Origin of the sequence: Paenibacillus cisolokensis (genome assembly GCF_018403665.1) — a bacterium.
GTDB classification, from domain to species: Bacteria; Bacillota; Bacilli; order Paenibacillales; family Paenibacillaceae; genus Paenibacillus_AH; species Paenibacillus_AH cisolokensis.
Genome location: NZ_BOVJ01000042.1, coordinates 1 through 18,576, shown reverse-complemented (window position 1 = coordinate 18,576; position 18,576 = coordinate 1). Strand labels below are relative to the sequence as shown.

15 protein-coding genes and 5 pseudogenes are annotated in these 18,576 nt (G+C 51.3%); 3 read left to right on the top strand and 17 right to left on the bottom strand.

Annotated elements, in window-relative coordinates:
• Positions 1 to 374 precede the first annotated feature (374 nt).
• Positions 375 to 638, bottom strand: coding sequence for a DUF6141 family protein (locus PACILC2_RS29210; protein WP_372447057.1), 264 nt, complete (start codon positions 636 to 638; stop codon positions 375 to 377).
• Positions 639 to 831: 193 nt separating this feature from the next.
• Here PACILC2_RS29210 and PACILC2_RS05925 point away from each other — a divergent pair, with 193 nt between their 5' ends.
• Positions 832 to 1,539 carry an ABC transporter ATP-binding protein gene (locus PACILC2_RS05925; protein WP_213528145.1) on the top strand — a complete coding sequence of 236 codons (708 nt, stop codon included), beginning with the start codon at positions 832 to 834 and terminating at the stop codon, positions 1,537 to 1,539.
• 11 nt (positions 1,540 to 1,550) lie between these two features.
• A pseudogene (locus PACILC2_RS05920) lies at positions 1,551 to 1,712 on the top strand (alkanesulfonate monooxygenase); the annotation flags it as partial.
• A 139-nt stretch (positions 1,713 to 1,851) separates the two neighbouring features.
• Here the strand turns inward: PACILC2_RS05920 and PACILC2_RS05915 are convergent.
• The 14 genes and pseudogenes from PACILC2_RS05915 to PACILC2_RS29200 form a co-directional block, all read right to left on the bottom strand.
• Positions 1,852 to 2,866, bottom strand: a pseudogene (locus tag PACILC2_RS05915) (cytochrome d ubiquinol oxidase subunit II).
• A gap of 14 nt (positions 2,867 to 2,880) precedes the next feature.
• Positions 2,881 to 4,172 (bottom strand): annotated as a pseudogene (locus tag PACILC2_RS05910) (cytochrome ubiquinol oxidase subunit I).
• Positions 4,173 to 4,418: 246 nt separating this feature from the next.
• Positions 4,419 to 4,790, bottom strand: coding sequence for an iron chaperone (locus PACILC2_RS05905; RefSeq protein ID WP_213528093.1), 372 nt, complete (start codon positions 4,788 to 4,790; stop codon positions 4,419 to 4,421).
• A gap of 377 nt (positions 4,791 to 5,167) precedes the next feature.
• Positions 5,168 to 5,992: a MurR/RpiR family transcriptional regulator gene (locus tag PACILC2_RS05900; RefSeq protein WP_307860391.1), complete on the bottom strand. Its 825-nt coding sequence runs from the start codon at positions 5,990 to 5,992 to the stop codon at positions 5,168 to 5,170.
• Positions 5,993 to 6,124: 132 nt separating this feature from the next.
• Complete coding sequence (locus tag PACILC2_RS05895) at positions 6,125 to 7,447, bottom strand: hypothetical protein (RefSeq protein WP_213528162.1); 1,323 nt, start codon at positions 7,445 to 7,447, stop codon at positions 6,125 to 6,127.
• Entirely contained in the window at positions 7,371 to 7,760 is a 390-nt protein-coding gene (locus tag PACILC2_RS29205) for a heparinase II/III domain-containing protein (RefSeq protein WP_213528091.1), read from the bottom strand. Before PACILC2_RS29205 ends, PACILC2_RS05895 begins: the two co-directional genes overlap by 77 nt.
• Positions 7,761 to 7,967: 207 nt before the next feature.
• Positions 7,968 to 8,807, bottom strand: a complete 840-nt coding sequence (locus PACILC2_RS05885; protein WP_213528089.1) for a hypothetical protein — start codon at positions 8,805 to 8,807, stop codon at positions 7,968 to 7,970.
• A gap of 59 nt (positions 8,808 to 8,866) precedes the next feature.
• Positions 8,867 to 9,181 (bottom strand): hypothetical protein, encoded by a 315-nt coding sequence (locus tag PACILC2_RS05880; protein WP_213528087.1) that lies wholly within the window; start codon positions 9,179 to 9,181, stop codon positions 8,867 to 8,869.
• A gap of 20 nt (positions 9,182 to 9,201) precedes the next feature.
• Positions 9,202 to 10,095, bottom strand: a complete 894-nt coding sequence (locus PACILC2_RS05875; RefSeq protein ID WP_213528085.1) for a carbohydrate ABC transporter permease — start codon at positions 10,093 to 10,095, stop codon at positions 9,202 to 9,204.
• A gap of 12 nt (positions 10,096 to 10,107) precedes the next feature.
• On the bottom strand, positions 10,108 to 10,824 hold the full coding sequence (locus PACILC2_RS05870) for an ABC transporter permease (protein ID WP_244863259.1): 717 nt from the start codon (positions 10,822 to 10,824) through the stop codon (positions 10,108 to 10,110).
• Between the two features lie 295 nt (positions 10,825 to 11,119).
• The gene (locus PACILC2_RS05865; RefSeq protein WP_213528081.1) at positions 11,120 to 11,278 is read right to left on the bottom strand and encodes a hypothetical protein; all 159 of its coding nucleotides are present in this window, start codon (positions 11,276 to 11,278) and stop codon (positions 11,120 to 11,122) included.
• Complete coding sequence (locus PACILC2_RS05860; protein WP_213528079.1) at positions 11,275 to 12,756, bottom strand: type 2 periplasmic-binding domain-containing protein; 1,482 nt, start codon at positions 12,754 to 12,756, stop codon at positions 11,275 to 11,277. Before PACILC2_RS05860 ends, PACILC2_RS05865 begins: the two co-directional genes overlap by 4 nt.
• A 38-nt stretch (positions 12,757 to 12,794) precedes the next feature.
• Positions 12,795 to 15,221, bottom strand: coding sequence for a DUF4855 domain-containing protein (locus PACILC2_RS05855; protein WP_213528077.1), 2,427 nt, complete (start codon positions 15,219 to 15,221; stop codon positions 12,795 to 12,797).
• Positions 15,222 to 15,506: 285 nt separating this feature from the next.
• On the bottom strand, positions 15,507 to 15,770 hold the full coding sequence (locus PACILC2_RS29200) for a hypothetical protein (RefSeq protein ID WP_372447059.1): 264 nt from the start codon (positions 15,768 to 15,770) through the stop codon (positions 15,507 to 15,509).
• Between PACILC2_RS29200 and corA the strand changes: the two are divergent.
• Positions 15,672 to 16,489 (top strand): annotated as a pseudogene (corA, locus tag PACILC2_RS05850) (magnesium/cobalt transporter CorA). The gene PACILC2_RS29200 and the pseudogene corA sit on opposite strands and share 99 nt — an antisense overlap.
• 51 nt (positions 16,490 to 16,540) lie before the next feature.
• On the opposite strand, the pseudogene PACILC2_RS05845 reads toward corA, so the two are convergent.
• Together PACILC2_RS05845 and PACILC2_RS05840 are read right to left on the bottom strand one after the other, a co-directional pair.
• Positions 16,541 to 18,187 (bottom strand): annotated as a pseudogene (locus PACILC2_RS05845) (ABC1 kinase family protein).
• Between the two features lie 13 nt (positions 18,188 to 18,200).
• The gene (locus tag PACILC2_RS05840; protein WP_213528075.1) at positions 18,201 to 18,503 is read right to left on the bottom strand and encodes a phasin family protein; all 303 of its coding nucleotides are present in this window, start codon (positions 18,501 to 18,503) and stop codon (positions 18,201 to 18,203) included.
• Positions 18,504 to 18,576 lie beyond the last annotated feature (73 nt).

Below are 18,576 nucleotides of genomic sequence, written 5' to 3'. Positions count from 1 at the left end.
GGGGCCCGGAACAAAGGGAAAAGATATAGGCGCGACGTGTATTAAACGCAAAAACGGATGCTTTATCGGGTGAGGAGCATCCGGTTTTTGAGCCTAACGGCTTGTCTTTGCGAAGTGAGAAAATGCCGAAAACCCTTGTGGTACAAGAGTTTCCGGCATTCTTGTGAGATGATGCCAGCTTCTTCGAATCTTTCATCAACTTGTTTTTAAGTTCTCCTTCAAAGCATGAAATAACTTTCCGGCGTTCCTGGTGCTGATAACAAATGGTTTTGCATTATTTATTTGTATTTCAATCCCTTCATCTCCATCTAATATCAAAGCCCATTTCTCTCCATTCCAGCGAATTCCCCAGCCACCGAAGTCTTGAATTGGTTTTATCCTAATCTGTTTGATGCCTTCAATATTTTCAAAGCGATTTTTTTCCTGAATATAGGAAGTAAGCTTATGATCACTTCTTGTTTTGTTACGACGATCCCAGCTTTCATAAATATGAATAGCGCTGGTATTAGGAGTCCAAATATCAAAGCCATAATCATAACTCCTGTATCTGACATCGGTTGATTTCCAACTGTCTTACCTAATCCGATTTGTACATATGCGATCCCCCAAAAAAGAAGAGCGGGCAACAAGAAGATCATCAATATCCACTTTGGGAGAGTTGCACCTCTTTATACAAGATTTCATTATCATTTCTCATTTGCCTCACCTCAAAATGTCAATCATAAGCTCCTTGCCCTACGACGTCCCACCGACTTAAAGCCCCGAGTAGCCGCCCCAAAACACTCGATATGCTGCTCGATAGCAGGGGATCAAAAAATGCATTGACAAGGAATCGACCTCGACCTGAAGCCCGACGAGTTTGTCTGCGTGCTGGGACCGTCAGGCTGCGGCAAGTCCTCCCTGGTGAACATTATTGCAGGCTATCTGGAACCGACCGAGGGCACGGTCCGGATCAACGGTTCGATTCATACGAAGCCCGATCCGCATGTCGGCGTCGTCTTCCAACACGCCAACCTGTTTCCGTGGCTGTCCATCGCCGGCAATGTGGCGTTCGGTCTGCGGATGGCAGGCGTTCCCCGCAAGGAGCGCAAACGCATCGTTGCCGAATATTTGGCCTTGGTCGGCCTGGAGGAAGCGGCTGATCTGCTGCCGCATCAGCTCTCCGGCGGCATGAAGCAGCGCGCCGCCTTGGCGAGGACATTAGCCGCGGAGCCCAGCATCGTACTGATGGACGAACCTTTCAGCGCGCTCGACGCGCTCACCCGGGAGTCCATGCAGCTGCACCTGCGCAGCATCTGGCAGCGAACGCGCATCTGCATTTTCTTCATCACGCATGATGTGGACGAAGCGCTGCTGCTTGGCCGCCGGATTCTGGTCATGCAGCCGGGTCCCGGACGGATCGTTCAGGACTTTGCCAATCCGCTGTTCCGCGAACAACTCGACGTGCCGTTCGACGAGCTGCGCGCCAACAAGGAATTTACCGCTTTGCGGCGGCATTTGCTAGCTCTCATTGCCGGCAGCCGTACGACAAACGACTAGGAGGATGCGATATGGAAATGTTCTGGTACTTGCCCACGATGGGCGACGGAAGATATCTGGGCACTGCGAAAGGCGCCAAAATTACGGATCTGCATTACTTCCGGCAAATCGCGCAAGCGGTGGACCGGCTCGGTTATACCGGGATGCTCGTGCCAACGGGCCATGCTTGCAAGCCATAGCCGGTGCTTCGTTCGCCGCCTGGCTGCCTGTTCTTTTTTCATTCCAATATTAACCTTACGATGGATACGAACAGCAGGAACGCGATGCCGAAACAAAGGCGCATCAGCCATTTGTCCTGTTGATCGAACACATTCACGACAGTTCCCCCTTCACATACCGGGCATTGAACAAAAACAATCGGAGCAGCAGAACGAGCGACGGGACGAGCAATATGAACCCGGCAATAAATGCCGCGATCAGCGCGCGCCCCATTGCCGGATTCGTCACCCCGCCGTACACCGTCAAGTAAGGGTACAGCAAATAAGGAAGGTGGGAGATGCCGTAACCGAAAAAGCGAAGGCGAACTGCAGCATCACCATGACAAAAGCGATACCAAAATATTTTCGCCGCCAAATGAGCCACACGGCGATCGCAAAGCTGATGAGCGACAACCCGAACATCCACCATACGTCCAGCGTGCGCTGAAAATGCTCCAGATTATGGTTTCGCAGCGCAATGAAGACGAACAGGCTGGATATGATCGTCGGAATGCCGCCCCACAAGGCAAAGCGGCGCATCTGCTCGAGCGCTCTCGCATCTTCCGCGCGGCCGCGTAATACGTCAAAAACGTCGAACTGATAAACAGCACGCTGGACATGGCAAGCAACACAACCGCCCAGGAGTACGCGCTGAAAAACAGCTCTTCCAGCAGCAAGACGACATGGCTACCCCGAACGGACAAAAAACCTCCCTCCGATATCGTGAATACCGTGGATAAAGCGGCAGGAATGAGCAGTCCGGTAGCTCCGTATGCGAACAGGTAGAAGGAATTATTTTTCGCCCCGTAATTCGCAAATGCGTAGAACGATCCCCGAATGGCAAGCAAAATGAGCGCAATGCTGCCGGGAATGAGCAGCGCCGTGCCATAATAATAAGCCGTTTCCGGAAAGAAACCGACGATCCCGACGATAAAAAACACGAGAAACACGTTGGTCACTTCCCAGACCGGGGACAAGTACCTGGAAATGACGGGCCCGATGATCGATTCCATACCGCTCACCCGACTGTAATAAGCGTAGAAACCCGCCCCGAAATCGATGGAACCTACGATCAAGTAACCGTACAGAAAGCTCCAAAGGATGGTGATGCCAAGCTGTTCGATCGACATGTCCGGCTTCCTCCTTACAAGATGATGCGGCGCATTTCCAGTTCCAGTTCGGCCGGTTTGTTGCGAAACAGACGGACCAGCACGAATAGACAAACGATCCCGAGCACGGCGTACAAGCCGGCAAACAGCCAGAAAGCAATGTCAACATGCGCGTTCGTGGTCGCCGCATCGAACACGCGCAAATATCCCCGCAAAATCCATGGCTGTCTGCCAACCTCGGCATAAAACCACCCAAGTTCGATGGCGAGCAAGGACAGCGGACCTCCCGCCAAAATGCCGGCCAACAGCCAGCGATGGTAAGCATATCCCCTTTTCAGCCTTAGCAGCGCAAGAAAAAGGACCGGAACGGCCAGCAAATAAAACCCGATGCCGACCATCGCATCGAACAAGTAATGCACATACAGCGGAGGCCACTCGTCTCTCGGAATATCGTTCAGGCCGACGACGACCCCGTCCGGATCGTGGGTTGCGAGCAGACTGAGCGCCCAGGGAATTTCAATAGCCCCAGTTACCTCTTGCGTATCCGGGTCCAACCGGCCTCCGACGACCAGCGGAGCTCTGCTGCCGGTCTCAAAATGCCACTCGGCTGCCGCAAGCTTCTCCGGCTGCTCCGCGGCCAAAAACGGGCGGCCATATCCCCGACTCCGATCGTAACGACCGCCAGGATCAGGCCTGCTGTCATATTCAGGCGAATCGATTTTCGGTAATATTCGTCCTTTCGTCCTCTCAGCAACGCGAAAGCGGCGATCATGGCCAATAGAAAAGCGGCCGTCAAATAAGCGGAAGACAGGACATGCGCCACCTTCGACGGAGCCGCCGGATTGAACATGGCTGCGATCGGGTCGATATGCGTCAGCCTCCCGTTTTCGAGCGAAAAGCCTTGCGGCGTATTCATAAAAGCATTGACGGTCGTAATAAACAGCGCGGAGGCGGACGAGCCGATGATGATCGGAAGGGTCAGCAGCCAGTGATAATACGGATTGGAAAATCGGTTCCAGGTATAGAGATATATGCCGAGGAAGATCGCCTCGAAGAAGAACGCAAACGTCTCCATGAACAGCGGCAAGCCGATCACATTACCGGCCAACCGCATAAATTCCGGCCACAACAGACTGAGCTGAAGGCCGATACAAGTTCCGGTGACGACGCCTACGGCCACCGTAATGACGAAGCCGCGCGCCCATCTCCGGGCCATTAACGAATAATGAGCATCCTTTTTACGAATCCCTATCCATTCGGCCAGCGAAATGAATACCGGAACGCCCACCCCGACCGTCGCAAACAAAATATGAAAGGCCAGTGTCATTTCCGTTAATCCGCGGCTCCAATCCACCGTCTCCAAAACGTATCCCCCTCGATCGAACCAAACGTTAGTGATTTCCTCTGATGGTTACTGTACCCAAAAAGCGTTCATGTATGCAGCAATCATCGGGGGGGGGGATTTACAACGCTTAGAAAACGCCAATAATTAAAAGCCCAATTTCTCAAATACAATACTGAGAAATTGGGCTTTTTGTTACTCTACAATCGCGCCCTTAAGCTATCCTATTTTTTATTTCCGCCAAAATGTTGAACAGTCTGCTTTATCCTGAATATTAAATTCAATTATTTTCTCAAGCAATTCGTAATTTACCGGCTTATTCCACGGAATTCGAAACAAGCCTTTGGTAGCGCTGTAGCCAGCTTGTACAATGTCATCGGCAAAGTGCGCAATGCATACTTCTTCGGGTGAAACGCTCAAATGATGTTTCGCTGTGGAAAAGCCGATAATAAATGTGCCGTGATCGGAAAACATTGGCGTATTCCACTTGATTTGCGGTTCCAAATTCGGGAATTTATTAGCAACCCACGCCAAAATTTCCTCTGTTCGGTCGCGGTGGTCGGGGTTATCGATACCTGCTAAATATTTTGCAAAAACTTCCATGTTGTTCCCTCCTAAAATAAAAATTATGTCGTTCAGAGAATTTCTTCAAACCCATTCGTCGTTAAAACTCCTCACAGAACCGCTCAGACACGTTCTTGTATTCTCCCTCCTCAAAAATCCATAGTTTCTACTAAAATTATATAAGTATGATATATTGTTTCACATATTATAAAACTATTAATATATCAGACCGTCTCGCCGGAAGCGATCAGGGTCAGATCATCCCCTTCCAGCATCGTGACGGCCTTGCCGATCTCATACGATCTTGATGCCCGCATCGCGCGCCTTTTGCAGAAACCTGAGTTTGGCTGAAAACCAGCGGCCGGGATACACTTCCCGGCTTGCGGAAGTCCTGTCCCGGCCGCTTGTGCCCGCGGTCAATAAAGCTTGTCCGATACGGATCTCGCGGTTTTTTGCAGCATATTGTAAACTTTGTCGCGATGCTGTATCGATAAAGCCGTGCAAATAATATCGAGGATGTGGATTTGCGCCATCTTGGATGAAAACGCTCCTCCCTGGAGCGGATTTTCCCGGGACGAACCGAGCAGCACCACGTCCGCATATTGCGTAATCGGCGATCTCGCATAATGGGTCAAACAAATGATCGTGGCGCCGCCCTGTTTGGCGATTCGGACCGCATCGACCAAATCTTTGGTGCTTCCGGACACCGAGATGCCGACCACCACATCCCCCTTCCCCGCTACCGCGGCGTTCATGGCAATAATGTGGGCGTCCGTCGCCGCCTCCACATTGAACCCCATTCTCATAAAACGATACTTGGCGCTTTCCACGGTTATGCCCGAGGAACCGACACCGAAGAAATAGATTTTTCTCGCGTTGACCAATTCGTCGATCGTTCGCTGCAAACGTTCTTCATCCAGCAGCGCGGTTGTGTTCTGAATCGTCTGGGTATTGATATTGCCGAGCTTCTCCGCAATTTGAATCAAGCTGTCATCTTCCTGAATTTCATCGTGTATCTGTTTCGTTGGCGATGAGATGTTCTGCACGACGGCAAGCTTGAATTCCTGATACCCTTTGAATCCGAGTTTGCGGCATAATCGGATGACGGTCGTTTCGCCTACATTCGCTTTTTCCGCCAGGTCCGTTATCGTATAAAACAGCGCTCCTTCCAAATCGTCCAATACGGTCCGCGCCACTCTCTGCTCCGAATTGGTCAGGGAGGGATATATGCTTTCTAACATAAGCGGCAAAGATTGATGGAAGACGGCCTTATTCTTCATCCCTATACCTCGCTCAATATGATTTACTTTCCATTATATCAATATTGAATGGTATGGGATAATCTATACTGCCTTGTCATTCCGTCCAGCCCATTAAAGCCATTGCAACTCATAACCCGGTTCCAAATCGACGATATCGAATGCTTCTCCTGCAGTAAAAGGCCGAATCACCTGAATTTGCAGCTTTTTCAGCTCCGGAACTCCGACAATGGTGCCTAGTCCCCCTCGCTGGCCGACAATCCGTTTTCCGGCAAAAGGGGATTTGCCCTTCTCCGCAACGCCGAGCGGCAAAGGATATAAAGTTTCCATCTCATGGTCCGTGACGGAACGCACAATTCCTTTGGACAAAATAAGCGAATCGGTTAATTGAATGGCCGTCCGGTTGCCGAAGACATGCATGCTGTTCACGCGATAAACGACAGAAGCGCCTTTGTGCGGAGAACGCAAACGAACGAATCTCGGCGTATCTCCTTTCAGAGGCGGCCGTTCGGGTACCCAGACGGTTCCGGACTGTTCGTCGATCTGATCGATCGTCAGCCATTTATCCTCTCTTCCATACAATTGGTAATCGCCGTACGACATCGATTGCGCCTGGATGCAGTCCGCTCTGACGACTCGGCCCTCACGATCCAGACGAAGCAGGGCGCATCTGCCGGTTACCGTCCATTCCTGACCCTGAACGAGCAGCTTCATCGTCTGTGTCGACGGACTGTACAACCAGTAGTCCGTATACCCTTCCGGAAGCGAAACCGCGAGCGCCGTTGCATGCCGGCCTTCCGCGGAAAGACTGGCGACTCCCTCGACGGGCATCCGCTGCCGCGCATCGTGCTGGAGACATGTGACAACGGCATACTGTGTGATCGGACGGGAGCTGCGGTGCACCAATATCGCATGCTTGCGTCCCCCTTCCAGATCGGGGCATAATCCTGTAAATATGCGGTCTCCCCCGCCGCACAGACCAAACCAGTGCAACCTTTCCTGCTGTTCCGAGTTCCAGACCGCATAAACCAGTTCCTGATCGGGCAAGTACTCCTGCACATTGTAAATAAAGCCGTACCCGTTATTTCGTTCGGGTGTCCAGAGCCTCGGCTCTTCTCCGGGAAGCAGCGGGACAAAGGTTTCTCCGGTCATCAGCCGTTCTCCCAGACTCTTGCCCGGTTCGTCAAAATACAGCTTGTCAGGCGAATCCACTCCGGCGAGCGTCCAATGTTTGCGCGGGGACGGCTGTGCATGACGGAGCTCAAGTGTGCTGCTGCTTTGAAACGCATGAAAGGCATAATCGGTCACTCGCGCCCCTTCCACACGGAAAAAATCGATGACATAATGTCCGCCGCGTTCGTTATCGACAAGTCCGATCATGCGCCGGTATTGCTCGACTCCGCATTCTCCGTATAATTCGGTAGCGTCCCCTTCCATCGCCGCAACCGTTTCGGACGAATACAGCAGCGTTAACTCGCCGCCGGAAAAATCTTGAACAATTGGTTTTTTTCATGCCTTCGTCCTGATTGACAACGACGGTATTGTGAGCAATCGACTTGGACGCCCAGCCGTAATGCGCATTCGTACCGTAAACGCTGTACCCGATATCGGCCGATATTTCCTTGCCGCCGGCATAATAGGAATAAGCCAACACGTCATCATGCCCGTGCGTATTGTTGCGGCCAAACCGCATCAGCGCCGTCGTATCGCCGGAGCTGCGAATGATGGACACGCCGGATTGACCCATCACAGTAAAATGCCTTTTTTATCCAGGCACGAGCCGGACGGACTGTGCACGCCGTTATGAGGTAAAAACAATTCCGAACTGCGCTCTCCGAGCTTGCTTTCGACGATGGGATAAAGCAGACGAAGCGTCTCACCGGCCTTCATCCGTATCACTTCATCGGGCGAATACCGGTAAAAAACTGGGCGGAACGGTATACGTCCAGACAAAGCTTCACATCCGGATCTTTGCCGATCCTTCTGTCCGCCCCCCAATCGCCGTAGCTTGGCATATGGCCTTCGCACAGCATATCGAGCGGATTTTCGACGGCAAAACGGAAAAACGGGCGTTCGCGAAAGGATGCGCAATGTCCCAGTTATAAAGCTCCGCCGCACGCATGGATAGCAAGGCAAGATCCAAATAGACGGATGCCGTAAACAATGAATACCCGTAAGAGCTTTCAAAATACATGCCGTCCCGCCCGATGGCATTATAAAAATACGCCGTAAGTGAATCGGTCCCCCACTTGCAGTAATCTTCCCTGTCGGATACGAGGCCCACCGCAAGCATAGCGCGCACGCCGTCCGCTTCATGATTTTGCAGATTGGTCAAATTGCCATCGGTCAAATCGTAATAGGGCCCTCCAGGCTCGGTCAGCATATAGTCATTCAGCATCGTCTCGATATTTTGCCTGATCGTGCCTTCACGGCCCAATTGCCTCAGCGCGGGGGACGGTCCGTCCAGCTCCGGCAACCGGTGCAGCCAGTCATAGTCGTGAGCCAGCCATACCTTCACACGATGTACAATGCTCGTTAACAAATGCAGTCTTCCGATTTCAAAATCGCTGCCGAAAGGCGTGAAATCTCTCGGACCCAAAGTTCCCGGAAAAATGGCGGAAAAGGCGTCCAGCAGCAACAACGCCCGCTTCGCGTATCGGGCATCTCCGGTCAGCATATACATGGCAACCAGCTTGGTGACCAGCCCTTCATGATTGCGCACGCCGCCGAAGAGCAGACCGGCGTGATAAAAATTCCACATCCCGATCAAATAATAAGCTTTCCCGTCCCGCTCCAATCCGTTTCCGTCATCCGGATACTCTTCATTCGGAAATACAGTGCCGCAATGCGGGCAAGTCACGGTTTTCGGGGCCACTCGGATATGGACGAAAACATGCCGAGCTGGTCTTCCAGCTCCAGCGGAAAAGGTTGCCCGCATTTCGGACAGCCTGAAATGCCGTAGGCAAATGTCGCATCTTTCATCCCGAGGACTACGCGATACAGATGCTCGTCAGACAGTTGCAAATGTTCGTCGCAAGCCCTTCTCAGCGCCTCATATTTCTCGCGGGCCCATGGGTATATTTCGATGTTGCGCCTGGCCTGCTGGACGTCCTTGCCCGTAAAGTAAAGCCCGCTTTTCGGTACAGCTACGGTTTCTTCCTTGATCGACATGCTGCCTAACACCTCTCTCTTTATCCTTTCAGGGAACCGATCATGATGCCTTTGACAAAATATTTTTGAATAAAGGGATATACGCACAAGATCGGAATCGTCGCCACCATGATCGTTGCCGCCTTTATAATGTCGGGTGTGACCGTATTGCCTTCGCCGGGCCGAGCTGTCTCGAAATTTTGAAACTGCGAAGAGCCTTCAATGACGATTTTACGCAGAACATTGCCAAGAACCGTTTTCTCCGGATCGGTAATGTACAGGAGCGAATCGAACCATGCGTTCCAATGCGAGACGGCATACCAGAGGGAAATCGTCGCCACGATCGGCAGCGACACCGGCAGCACGATGGAAGTCAAAATCCGGATATCGTTGGCACCATCTATTTTAGCCGATTCCTCGACCTCAGACGGCAGAGACATAAAATAATTTCTTACAATAATCATCGTAAAGGGAGCGATCAGCCCCGGCAAAATGAGCGACCAACGGCTGTTCAGCAGCCCCAGCTCCTTGATCAGAAGATAATTGGGAATGAGACCGCCGCTGAAAAACATCGTGAAAATAATAATGAGCGTGTACAGGTCCCGGTTCGGCAAATATTTCTTCGCGAGCGGATAGGCGCATAATACGGTAAACGCGACATTCAGGAACGTCCCGATCACCGTCCGGAAAAGGGTATTGGCATATCCGATCCAGATATATTCATTCGCGAAAACGGACCTGTAAGCTTCAAGCGTTATATCCTTGGGCCACAGCTTGATTCCGTATACGTTGGCGGCTGCGGGCGTGCTGAAAGACACGACGAGCACGTTAATAAACGGATACACTGTCGTAACCGCAAACGCCGTCAAAAACAACACATTGAAAATGTCGAATATTCTTTCGCCCGCAGACGGTTTCCCTGCCGTTAGCGACATGCTGCCACCCTCCTACCAAATCCCATATTCGCTATAGCGTCTGACAATAAAATTGGCGGATACGATGAGAATCAGCGCGATCACATTGGTAAACAAGCCCGACGCGGTGGCCAAGCCGTACTCCATCTCGGATATCCCGACCCGATACGTATAGGTGCTCAGAACATCCGCAACCTCGTAAACGGCCGGGTTGTAAAAATTGAATACCTGGTCGAAATCGTCGGTAATAACGCCCCCGACAGCAAAAATGAACATAATGGTCGTAACCGGAATCAAGGCGGGCAGCGTGATGTGAACCATCTGCTTCCAGCGGTTCGCTCCGTCCACAACGGCCGCTTCGTACAACGAAGTATCCACGCTTGACAAGGCGGCCAAGTAGATAATGGAACCCCAGCCTACCGATTTCCACACATCCGTTGAAACGAGCAAAGTTCGGAACCAGTCTTTGTCTCCGAAAAAGAAGATCGCTTCTCCGCCCATGGCGGTAATGATATAATTCACGATCCCGCGCGTAGGCGAAAACAATTCCATAAACACGCCGGCCAGGACGACCCACGACAAAAAATGCGGCAAATAGCTAAGCGTCTGCACGATTCTTTTAAACAAAATGACTCGCAGTTCATTCAGCAAGAGGGCCAGAATAATCGGCGCGGGAAAACCGAATATGAGCTTGTATAGACTGATGATCACCGTATTCCGGAATGCCCGGGGAAAATCCCTTCCTTCCACGAGAGTCCGAAAGTTCTCCCATCCCGCCCAAGGACTTCCGAATATGCCGTCTATAAAGCGATAATCCTTGAATGCCAGAATGACGCCGTACATGGGCACATATTTAAACAGCAAAAATAGAGCAGGCACAGAAAGAGAATGGAGAGCAAATAACGATGCTTCCAATAGGAACGGGCCCATCTCCGGAATGCGCTCTGCGTTTTCGGCTCCAAGCTGATTTCAACAGTTTCCAAGCTGTTCACTCCTTAGGGGAAAAGCGGTCAATCGGACGTGCAACTGACCGCTTTTGTTGCTGTTACTGGATTTGCGCATACCATTCGTTCGCTTCGGCCGTCAACTGTTCCCCGCCGTTTTTCTTCCATTCCTCCACGAATTTGTCGAATTCATCAAGCGGCTTCTCCCCGTTGATGATGGCGGTGAACGTGTCTTTCTGCAAAGCGATCAAATTGCTCATATACTTCGATTCCGAAGGCAGCGCCGTTTTTTGGCATCGCTGTAGCCGGCCCCTTCCCAGACGAACAATTCGTCGCGCACTTCCAGGCTTCTCGGATTCGTCAGTTGATAGCGGAAATCGGGCTGATCGAAGGGGACAAAGGTAATGTTCAAGCCATCCTTCGCCTGCGCATCATTCTGACTGTACGCCTCCGTGCGTATAACGGATACCCCGTCCGGGCCGTGCTCCCAGTGGACGCCTTCTTCTCCCCACTTGACCGCCAGCCATAAATCGAAATCGCCGTAAAGGGCGTCCCAGATTTTCATGATGCGATGTTTCTTCTCCGGATCGGCGTTCGCGCCGAATGCCATATAGGTCGTGCCGACGAAATCGGGCGTAATATTGCCGAACTTCCCGTCGGGTCCGATCGGCGGCTGACCGTAGCCGATTTTGGCGTCAGGGTTCACTTCAAGCGTCAATTTGACATTATCGCCAGGCGCTCCGCCAGTCTCTTTGGTCAAATCCGGATTCCAGTGATAGTTCATGCCATGAGTGGAATAGCCGATTTTGCCGTTGACGAAATCGTGAGAGACCGCCCAATATCCACCCTGATTTTCGCCGACGACCCATTCCGGCGTTATAATATCGTCCTTTTTCCATTGAGCCAGCTTGGCAAGCGCCTGCTTCGTTTCCGGCAAAATACCGCTCCAAACCATCTTGCCGTCGCGAACGGTCCAAAACTCCGGATAGACGCCGTAGGCTCCGTATACATTCGTCATCCCGCTGACCGACATGCCGTACGTATCTTTCTTGCCGTTTTTGTCCGGGTCTTCGTTGCGGAATTTATAAAGCGCCTCTTCCGTTTCCTCCAACGTTACCGGTATTTTGTCGATGCCGACATTTTCCAGCCAGTCTTTTCGCCATGCGGTCGCCAAACTCGCGCCGCCATCCGCGATGCTCGGTATGCCGATGTATTGGTCTCCGAATTTGGCATATTTCCAAATATTCGGATCATATTTGTCTACAAGCTTTTTATAATTGGGCATATATTGGTTCAGCTCTTCCTCGGTATAACCTGTAATAATGCCCTGGTCCAAAAATTTCACCAGATCCGCTGAAGAATAAACGGTCATCAGATCCGGAATTTCCCCTGCCGACAACTTGGCGCCGAGCAATTCCTCACGCTTGGTCACATCGATATACCAAATGTTGAACTTTACATTGAACATCTCTTCCAGTTTTTTCTTGACTGCGGCATTTTCATCCACGGGTCCGTATTGATAGGTCAGCCATTCGAGTGTCAACTGCTTTTGGTCGTCTTCAGCCGGCTCATTTTCTTCGCCGGACGTTTGATTTTCAGCCGGAGGGGTCGAGCCGGTTTCCGGCGTATTGGTTCCCTGTTCCGAATTCCCCGTTTTACTGCCGGAGCACGCAGCCAGACTAAACACAAGGACAACCGCAAGACATACGAACCACCATTTCGATGCCTTCATACTCATTTCCCAGCCCCCGCATTCTTTATAAACTATTTCCCCATTCAGGATTGATGATTCCGGTTCAATTCGTTCAACCGATCCGTCAGCTCCGATCGGACCGGACTATGAGGCAATCTGGCGACGAGCACTCTCGCATAGGTAATATCTGCTCTCATTTTCGTCTCTTCCGCCTTCTTCACAGCCAGGAATGCGCTGACAAGCTGATCCTCCGGAGAACCCGGAATGATGTCGCTGTCGCTCCACAACCGGTAAACCGTCCCGTTCTTCCCCTTCATGACGGCGCTGTCGTCGATTGCGAACATCCTTGATGTCAAGGCGGCGTCGTCCCGGGCATCCCGTTTGACAAAATGAAGCGTAATCAGATCCGGAGCGCCGGCCAGCGGATTGCGCCGTTCCAACAGGTCGGCAAAAATGGCATGATCAGGATGATCGATCCGGAAGCTGACTTTCAACCGCCCCTTTCTGCTGTCGTCCACTTGAAACGTCCCTTTTCCTTGCAGCGCGGCAGGAAGACTGAATCGCGAAAACGTTACATGGTCCTGATCATAATGAAGCGTAAATTCGCCTTCCACAACATGATCCGCAAGCGGCAGCTTAACGGTAACTTTCAGATCGGCCGGGTCCGACAAGTCGACAGACTGATGCATACCAAAAGTCGGTTCATACCGCCCTTTTACATAGTTGTAAATTTGATCGTACACCCCCCTTCGGATTGCGGATAGCGAGTCGGGAACCTTCGTGGGATCCAAGGGCGTAAAGGCGTAGGCCCCGTCCACGATCGGCATGGCCGCCAGATAGTAAGTATTGTGCGCCCCGGTCATATAGCCTTCGAAAACGCCATAATTCAAATATTGCGAGAGTGTGCGGTAGTCGTCGTACTCGATTTCAAGCGCCCCTCCCGTTCGCCTTGCCAGGTCGGATATGGCGGGAAAAATGGCCTTTTTCGAGTTGCTAAACGCAAAATTGGGCTGAACGGATGCGGTCGTAAAACCGAGATCGCGCCACAAATAAGCTGAACCGGGTCCGATATAAGGTATCCAGGTAAAGTAGTATCCTTTGTCCTTCAAGTATTGGGAAGTCGCTTGAATGAGCTCCGCTTCACCGGTCGGCTCCATAATCCGCTCATGATACCAATAGAAGCTGTTCAGGACGAGATTGCGATAGCCCGCCTCTTGGAAGCGCCGTTCCACCTCCTCGATATACCAGCGGACGGCCGCTTTTTTATTCTCGAAAGCAAGCCGCGCCATTTCCAGCCGCCCTTCATAGCTGGCAGGATCGTCGACTTGATCGGCAAAGTCGATCGCCCTTAAAGGCAAGGTGCTGCCATCGTTATAAATGTCGCCGAAGTTGGAGCTTTCTTCGATAAATGGAATGGCCATATTGACGCGCACCTTTTGATTCGTTCGCAGCGTCCGGTTAATTTCCGAAGCGGCCTGATCGATCGCCCCGAGCTGCGTATCCTCCTGAAAGATGAAGTCGAGATAGGCAAGCAGGTCTTCTTTGGTCACATACCGCGCATTGCCCGCCTGGTCAAACCCGGACGGCGTGATCATTTGCGTAACCGGAATAGCCAGAATGTCGCTGAAGAACCAATCGCGAATACGGCCATAAATATCTTTGTAGGCGAGAAAAGCGGCGGCCTTCTCTTTCGTCCAATCCGTAAAATGGCTGTTTGACGCGCTCATCGGCCCCGAATACCAAAGAAATTGGTCCCGAATTTCCGCCGAAGAAGCGGCGCCCGGAGCAGCGTACTGATCGTATGTAAACCCGTCGTCCCGCTGCGGCGGAAGCTCGGCTCCATCGACTACGCCTGGCTTGCCGATCACTTCGATTTCATCCATCCAACCAAAAATGTTGATGGCAAATACCAGCTTGACAAACCGTCCCTGGACGTTAAGCGGCTGTCCGTCAACCGTCCGGTCAATGGCATACACTTTACGGTGCATATCGTTGCTGCCGTTTGTGTATTCGAAGTAAAAAGGCGTATCCGGCTCCGACTTGCCCAAGTACCGATAATCGCTCCCGTCATTGGATACATAAAAACGAACATTGATCGGCGGCGCGATGCCGACATCCCCGCGCATCCCGAAGCCGGTAGATATTTTGTTGATGGTGCTGACTTGTTCCAAATCAATGACGACCTCGCGCTTCAGCTTCCGATATAACACAAACCAATCGGCAGTGTTGGCCCAGTTGGTTACATCTCCGTACTTTCCGTCGGTCAGCTTCCATGCCTGGTTCAAAGGCGATTCGCTTCCATACAAGCCGATTCCCTGAATCTGGTCGAATACGGCGTCCGGCTGTGAAATCGCGACTTGTTTGCCATAGGCGAGGTTGACCCCTTCTTCCCCTTCATCCGCCGTTTTTGAAACCGCTGATATTTCCTGTTGAGCGCTTACATTTCCTGATAAGAAAGAGACCGTCATACAAAGGAGCAGAAATAGGTTTAGCCCTTTCTTCCATACCACTATTCTTCGCCTCCTTTTGTGTGGAAAATTTCTCCCTAAAACTTGATTTAGGGTGGAAATTTGTTCTCCTTCATTATAATTGCTAACATTTTCTATTTCAATCCTTTTTATTTAACCGTCCGGGCATCAAAAAATCCCCGCCTTATCCATAAGGCGGGGACTGGAAACATCATGCTACTTAGGACTGCGGATACAAACAATCGGCTCGTGCGCATGACAGCAAAATGGCCCGGTATTCTGTAATTCAATGCCGTTTAAGGTATAATGAATAACGTCTGCAAGGAGTCAAACGATATGCAACTTTTGGGATAAGGGGTTTTGAATTTGCTTCGGATTATGGCGATCCATAAAGACGGTACAATTGCAAACGACTTGCCATTGCAGCAATTGAGCCGACCTGATATTCAGTGGTATTGGGTTGATTTCAACGAACCGACGGAAGAAGAAGCGATGTTGTTGGAACGGCATTTTCATTTTCATCCGCTGGCCATTGAAGATTGCTTTCACCTGCTGCAGCGTCCAAAATTGGACCATTACGATGACGTTCATTTTTTGTACTCCATGCGATCAATCCAATCACGCTAGATGCGGAAGAAGTGGATTTGTTCCTGGGGAAAAACTTTGTCGTCACCTTTCATTTGCAGCCATCCAGCGAAATCGACGAGGCCTGGAAGCGGATAACCGGACAGACCGACTTGCGGGAAAAAGGGCAGCTTTACGCCGCCTACCTGGTGATGGACAAATTAGTGGATCAATACTTCCCTGCCGTTTATCAGCTTGAAGACCAGCTTTCCGAATCGGAAAGCGCACGCAAATCGATCCAGGCTCTGATGGACGACATTTTTGAAATACGGGCCAAACTGCTGAAGCTGCGCAAAACGATTTTGCCGATGCGGGATCTGTTATACCGTATCCTGAATTCAGAACGTATTGAAGGCGTTAAAGAACATTTGGCTTACTTCACGGACATTTACGATCATTTGCTGAAGCTTTCGGAAATGATCGAATCCAACCGGGAGATGACCGCCGATATGCGAGACAGTTATATTTCAATCAATTCAAATCGGATGAATGCCATTATGAAGACGCTGACGGTAATTACGACGATATTTATGCCGCTCACGTTTATTGCCGGAATATACGGAATGAATTTTGAGTATATGCCGGAGTTGAAGTGGAACTGGGGGTATTTTACCGTTCTTGGAGTCATGTTCAGCATAGGTTTCGGCATGTATGTATGGTTTCGCCGCAAAGGGTGGTTCGATTAATCACAAAAACCCAAAAACTATTCAAAAAAATATTCAGGTGATGCAGCCCGGCTAAAAACGGCCGGAACGAAAGATGGCGAAGATGAGCACATAAATAAGAGCAGGGCGATGACAAAACCGATCTCGATGACAGGAATCCGCCATATGAAGGTTTGCGAATCGCTCAGGGCGGCGCCGATAATCAGGCCGACCATGACGATGCTGAGCGATAGCAGCACAATGCTGAACGACAGCCGATTGCTGATGCGATCCATTTTTCATCAAGGCTTCCAGCTGAGGAACCTCAACTTCTACTCGCACCTGTCCTTTCCGCATCAGCGAAGACAATTGCTTCAAGCCTAACGGGACTTCTCGCAACAGATCCATATATTCAGGTACATCCTCCATCCATGTCTTCAGCATTTGGATGGGACTCAACCGTTCCAAAAAAAGCTTCTTCCCAAACGGCTCGGCCACATCGAAGACGCTGAATGTCGGATCCAATGCCGACACCACCCCCTCCATCGTCAAAAGCGATTTCCCGAGCAAAGTCAATTCCGTCGGAATTCGAATCCGGTGGCGGAACGCCACGGAAAACAAATCCTGGACGGCTTCTCCCAAACTGACCTGGTTTAACGGCACCTTATAATATTTTTCGCGCATTTCGTCTACATCTGCATACAGCAATTCTTTGTTCATATCTTCCGGGACAACGCCCATATTGGAAATGGCACGGATCACCCCTTTGGAGCTTTGATTCCGCAAGGCGATGACAAACGACGCAAAATGCTTCTTCATCTCGGGCGTCAACCGCCCCACCATGCCAAAGTCCAGCAAGACAAGGCTGCCGTCCTGAAGCGCCAGCACATTGCCCGGGTGAGGATCGCCGTGGAAGAAACCTTCGATCAGAACCTGATGAAAGATGGTCGCGGCAAAACGCTCCGCTAGCAATCTGCGATCCAGTCCGGCCCGATCAAGCTGTTCCTGGTCGGATAGCTTAATCCCTTCTATGTATCCCATAGTCAATACTCGTCTTGTGCAGTAATCCCAATAAACCGTCGGCACGCGGACATGTTTCCATGTTTTGCATTGGTGCGCGAACCTTTCGGCATTCCGCGCTTCGGTCATATAGTCCAATTCCGCGCGCAGCGCTTTTCCGAGTTCGTCCACAATGTCGCGGAGCCGGTAGTTTCGCGCCCACTCCAATCGATTTTCAGCCAATCTTGCCCAATCGGTCAGAATGTCCAGATCGGTTTCGATCAGCGCTTGAATATCCGGGCGCTGCACTTTGACGGCGACAGCGGTTCCATCCTTTAATACGGCGCGATAGACCTGCCCGATGGAGGCAGCCGCAAGGGGAGTTTCAGAAAACTGCAGAAACAGATTTTCGATGGGCTCCCCCAGTTCCTGTTCAATGATTCGGGATGCTTCCCGATAAGAGAACGCAGGCACGTTGTCCTGGAGACGCTCCAGTTCCGACAAGATAGAGGGCGGAATCAAGTCGGGACGCGTGCTGGCGATTTGCCCCAACTTGATAAAGGTCGGACCCAATTCCTCCAGCAGCAGACGAATCCGCTCGCCAAGTTCTTCGCTCCGAATAAACGGAAACTTCTCGGTCAGTCCCATTTCATGAAAGACGTATCCGAGCCCGTTGCGCGCAAAAGCCGAGGCGATCGTCCGGTACCGCTGCAGCTGTCGAATCCGTTTTCCGGCGCTCATCGGTCTCCTCCCGTCAGTTCTCGGTATGGTCTTTCCGTTCCAAAGCATCCAATCGCCGTTCGAGCCGTGCGATGTCTTCCTGGGTAGCCAACCGCATTTCGCTCAGAATGGCGTTTACGCGTTCCCTCGCCATCGCCTCGATTTGCTGCCGCGCCTCTTCTCCCTTCCGGATCAGTTCCTCCACCAAAGCTTTGGATTCGGTTCGGTTTACCTCGCCTTTTTTCACTAATTCATCAACCGTTTTCTCGATCTGTTCCTTGCCCGCGCTTACAATGCCCAAACCGAGCGAAATGATTTTTTCGATCGTGTCTTTCATGTCGTCCAGCTCCTTTTTTTCCATTTATCTTCAAAATCACTGGCGCCGCCCACTGCTGGTACCCGCGATGCGG

Bases quoted from the DNA above. Each gene is read 5' to 3' on its own strand.
- PACILC2_RS29210 (WP_372447057.1), bottom strand. From the start codon at position 638: ATGATCTTCTTGTTGCCCGCTCTTCTTTTTTGGGGGATCGCATATGTA.
- PACILC2_RS05905 (WP_213528093.1), bottom strand. From the start codon at position 4,790: ATGGAAGTTTTTGCAAAATATTTAGCAGGTATCGATAACCCCGACCAC.
- PACILC2_RS05900 (WP_307860391.1), bottom strand. From the start codon at position 5,992: ATGTTAGAAAGCATATATCCCTCCCTGACCAATTCGGAGCAGAGAGTG.
- PACILC2_RS05895 (WP_213528162.1), bottom strand. From the start codon at position 7,447: ATGGAAGGGGACGCTACCGAATTATACGGAGAATGCGGAGTCGAGCAA.
- PACILC2_RS05880 (WP_213528087.1), bottom strand. From the start codon at position 9,181: ATGTCGATCAAGGAAGAAACCGTAGCTGTACCGAAAAGCGGGCTTTAC.
- PACILC2_RS05875 (WP_213528085.1), bottom strand. From the start codon at position 10,095: ATGTCGCTAACGGCAGGGAAACCGTCTGCGGGCGAAAGAATATTCGAC.
- PACILC2_RS05865 (WP_213528081.1), bottom strand. From the start codon at position 11,278: ATGAGCAATTTGATCGCTTTGCAGAAAGACACGTTCACCGCCATCATC.
- PACILC2_RS05860 (WP_213528079.1), bottom strand. From the start codon at position 12,756: ATGAGTATGAAGGCATCGAAATGGTGGTTCGTATGTCTTGCGGTTGTC.
- PACILC2_RS29200 (WP_372447059.1), bottom strand. From the start codon at position 15,770: ATGAACGTCATCGTAATGGTCCAATTTTGGACGCTGCAGCAGGTGAAA.
- PACILC2_RS05840 (WP_213528075.1), bottom strand. From the start codon at position 18,503: ATGAAAGACACGATCGAAAAAATCATTTCGCTCGGTTTGGGCATTGTA.